Origin of the sequence: Streptomyces sp. S3(2020) (assembly GCF_013044505.1) — a bacterium.
Lineage (GTDB): Bacteria > Actinomycetota > Actinomycetes > Streptomycetales > Streptomycetaceae > Streptomyces.
The window spans coordinates 1-3,751 of the sequence record NZ_JABERD010000414.1 but is presented as its reverse complement, the minus strand read 5'-3'; the positions used below and the strand labels follow the sequence as shown (position 1 = coordinate 3,751).

Annotated in this window: 4 protein-coding genes; all 4 read left to right on the top strand. The window is 71.5% G+C overall.

All coding sequences use genetic code 11. The annotated features are described in order from the left end of the window. Positions 1-206: 206 nt before the first annotated feature. The gene (locus HLK59_RS48830; RefSeq protein WP_171148141.1) at positions 207-1,082 is read left to right on the top strand and encodes a L,D-transpeptidase; all 876 of its coding nucleotides are present in this window, start codon (positions 207-209) and stop codon (positions 1,080-1,082) included. A gap of 45 nt (positions 1,083-1,127) precedes the next feature. After that, positions 1,128-2,300 (top strand): alanine racemase, encoded by a 1,173-nt coding sequence (gene alr, locus HLK59_RS48825; RefSeq protein ID WP_171148140.1) that lies wholly within the window; start codon positions 1,128-1,130, stop codon positions 2,298-2,300. A gap of 83 nt (positions 2,301-2,383) precedes the next feature. Next, positions 2,384-3,619 (top strand): alpha/beta hydrolase, encoded by a 1,236-nt coding sequence (locus HLK59_RS48820; RefSeq protein WP_171148139.1) that lies wholly within the window; start codon positions 2,384-2,386, stop codon positions 3,617-3,619. Continuing rightward, a partial coding sequence (locus HLK59_RS48815; RefSeq protein ID WP_171148138.1) for a tRNA (adenosine(37)-N6)-threonylcarbamoyltransferase complex ATPase subunit type 1 TsaE occupies positions 3,585-3,751 on the top strand: 167 nt, incomplete at its 3' end. The genes HLK59_RS48820 and HLK59_RS48815, both read left to right, overlap by 35 nt.

The window sequence follows — 3,751 nt, the reverse complement described above, 5'->3', positions numbered from 1 at the left end:
TTGTTCGGTGCGGTGTGAGTGTACACTACTTTGTTTGAGACGGACTGGGGGACCACGCGTCCTTACCCTGTCCGCGTGGTCGGCGGCGTCGGATGTGTATAGGGGACAGCCCCCGGACGGGCGGAAAGGCGCGGGCGCTCGGCGATAAGGGTGATCCCTCCGCGCGGCATCCCCGGCGTCATGGGTGGTCGCGTTTCTCTGATCGCATGATCAGCCGACGTATCGCGCACCGAGGTGTGGCCGTGCTGCTCGCCGCCGCCACCGCGCTGCCCGCCGCAACCGCCGTCGCCGAGCCCGCTCCCCCCGCTCCTGGTCCCGAGGCCCAGCTCGTTCCCGGGGTCTATCAGCCCTGGCAGGCCGACACCCCCGACCAGGTCCTCGCGCCGCAGGTGTACGTGCCCAGCGCCGCGGAGGAGGCCGTCGAACCGGTGGAGGCCGCTCCGGGGGCCTACGACCTGGTCGAGTACGTGCCGCTCTCCGATGCCGTCGCCCGGATCTCGTGCACCAGGTCCCGTGGGCCCTATCAGCGGCAGGTCGAGCGGTGGCTGAAGCTGAAGGTGGACGGGAAGCAGTCGAAGGCCGACTGCAAGGTCATCCGGGCGTTCCAGGTCAGGGAGAAGATCAAGCCCGCCATCGGCTTCGCGGGGCCGGTCACCTGGTCCCGGATGCAGTACCTGTCCGCGAGGAAGAACCCCAACGCCGCCAAGAAGTGCCCGGTCCGCACGTACCGCGTCGCCTGTGTCGACCAGGCCCGGCAGATCACCTGGGTGCAGAAGGGGAAGAAGGTCGTCTTCGGGCCGGTGCCCATGCGCAGCGGACGGGCCGGCTACCGGACCCGTACGGGCTGGTTCAAGGTCTACTGGAAGCACAAGAACCATGTGTCCACGCTCTACCACCAGCCCATGCCCTACGCGCAGTTCTTCAGCGGCGGACAGGCCTTCCACGCCGTCTACGGCAGCATCTTCACCACCGTCGGCTCCATGGGCTGCGTCAATCTGCGGCTCGGGGACGCGCGCAAGCTGTGGGGTGTGCTGAAGAAGGGCGACCGGGTCCATGTCTGGGGGCGGCGACCCGGAGCGTAGGCGTCCGCGGGGACTGTCGTACCCCTCTGAGAGACTGGGGGCGCCATGAGTGAGACACCTGCCCCGCGGAGCACACCCCTGCGTGCCCGCGCCGAGATCGATCTGGCCGCTCTGCGGGCCAATGTGCGGACCCTGCGCGCCCTGGCGCCGGGCGCGGCCCTGATGGCCGTGGTCAAGTCCGACGCGTACGGCCACGGGGCGGTGCCGTGTGCCCGCGCGGCCGTCGAGGCGGGGGCGACCTGGCTGGGCACGGCGACCCCCGAGGAAGCCCTTGAGCTGCGGCGCAACGGTCTCGACGACGTCCGCATCATGTGCTGGCTCTGGACGCCGGGCGGACCCTGGCGGGAGGCCGTCGAGGCCGGTCTCGATGTCTCCGTCAGCGGGATGTGGGCTCTGGAGGAGGTCACGGCGGCCGCCCGGGAGGCCCGTACCCCCGCGCGCGTGCAGCTCAAGGCCGACACAGGGCTGGGGCGCAGCGGATGCCAGCCGGGGGACGACTGGGCCGAGCTGGTCGCCCACGCCCTGCGGGCCGAGCGGGAAGGCCTCCTGCGCATCACCGGACTCTGGTCGCACTTCGCCTGCGCCGACGAACCCGGGCATCCCTCCATCGCCGCCCAGCTCGCCCTCTTCCGGGAGATGGTGTCGTACGCGGAGGAGGCCGGGGTCCGGCCCGAGGTGCGGCACATCGCCAACTCACCGGCCACGCTCACGCTTCCCGAGGCGCACTTCGACCTCGTGCGGACCGGTGTCGCCGTCTACGGCATCTCGCCGAGCCCCGAACTCGGCAGCCCGGCCGACTTCGGGCTGCGCCCGGTGATGACGCTGAGCGCGTCCTTGGCACTGGTCAAGCGGGTCCCGGGCGGACACGGCGTCAGTTACGGCCATCACTACGTCACCCCCGGCGAGACCACCCTCGGGCTGGTGCCCGTCGGGTACGCGGACGGTGTCCCGCGGCACGCCTCCGGCACCGGACCCGTCCTGGTCGGCGGCAAGTGGCGGACCGTCGCCGGGCGCATCGCCATGGACCAGTTCGTCGTCGACCTCGGCGGGGACGAACCCGGGACCGGCTCGGAGGCGATCCTCTTCGGGCCCGGCGACCGCGGTGAGCCCACCGCCGAGGACTGGGCACAGGCGGCCGGGACCATCGCGTACGAAATCGTCACCCGGATCGGAAGCCGTGTTCCCCGCGTCTACGTGAATGAGGGACAACCGGGGTAACCGCCCCGACAGCAAGTGGTGGTCCGCCAGCCCATCAGTCCACCAGTCCGGCAGTTCGGCAGTCCTGCGAAGAGGAGCGGTACGTGAGCGAGAGCAGCGCGGAGGCTGTCGTAGCCGTGGTCTCCGCCACGGGGGCGGCCGGGAACTGGCGCCGGGCGACCGGGATCGCGGGCGCCGCGATAGGCGTGGTCGCGGCGGGAGCGGCGGCCGGTGTCGCCATCGAGCGGATGACCGTCGGGCGCGGCATGCGCAAGAAGGCACGCCTCGCGCTCGACTCCGCCGGGCCCTACGGCTCGCTGCGCGGGACGCCCGGCAAGGCGTACGCCGACGACGGCACCGAGCTGTACTACGAGGTCGACGACGTGGAGCCGGAGGGCGGGTCCGCCCCGCGTCGGCGCCGGCTCTTCGGACGCAAGGCCCCGCTGCCCGTCACCGTCGTCTTCAGCCACGGCTACTGCCTCAGCCAGGACTCCTGGCACTTCCAGCGGGCCGCGCTGCGCGGGGTCGTGCGGACCGTCCACTGGGACCAGCGCAGCCACGGCCGGTCCGGGCGCGGAGTGCAGCAGGTGCAGGACGATGTGCCGGTCAGCATCGACCAGTTGGGGCGCGATCTGAAGGCCGTCATCGACGCCGCCGTGCCCGAGGGGCCGATCGTGCTCGTGGGACACTCCATGGGCGGGATGACCGTCATGGCGCTCGCCGACGGGTTTCCCGAGCTGATCCGTGAGCGGGTGGTCGCCGTCGCCCTCGTCGGCACGTCGTCGGGGCGGCTCGGCGAGGTCAACTTCGGGCTGCCCGTCGCGGGAGTGAACGCCGTACGGCGGATCCTGCCCGGGGTGCTGAAGGCGCTGGGGCAGCGGGCCGAGCTGGTGGAGAAGGGGCGGCAGGCCACCGCCGACCTGTTCGCCGGGATCATCAAGCGGTACTCGTTCGCGAGCCGGGACGTCGACCCGGCCGTCGCCCGGTTCGCCGAGCGGCTGATCGAGAGCACGCCGATCGACGTGGTCGCCGAGTTCTATCCGGCGTTCACCGAACACGACAAGACCGAGGCGCTCGGCCACTTCGCGGATCTCCCGGTGCTCGTGCTGGCCGGGATCGGGGACCTCGTCACGCCCAGCGAGCACAGCGAGGCCATCGCCGGGCTGCTGCCGGACGCCGAACTGGTGCTCGTGCCGGACGCCGGGCACCTCGTGATGCTGGAACACCCGGAAGTGGTCACCGACCGCATCGCCGACCTCCTCACCCGCGCGGGTGCCGTGCCGGCAGGGGCTACCGTGGGTGGCTATGGAAGCACCAGCAGCACCGCACAGCCCGGTTGAGACCGAGCTGACCGTCACCTCCCCCGAGCAGATGCGTGAGCTGGGCCTGAAGCTGGCCAAACTGCTGCGCGCCGGGGATCTCGTGATGCTCAGCGGGGAACTCGGGGCGGGCAAGACGACGCTGACCCGGGG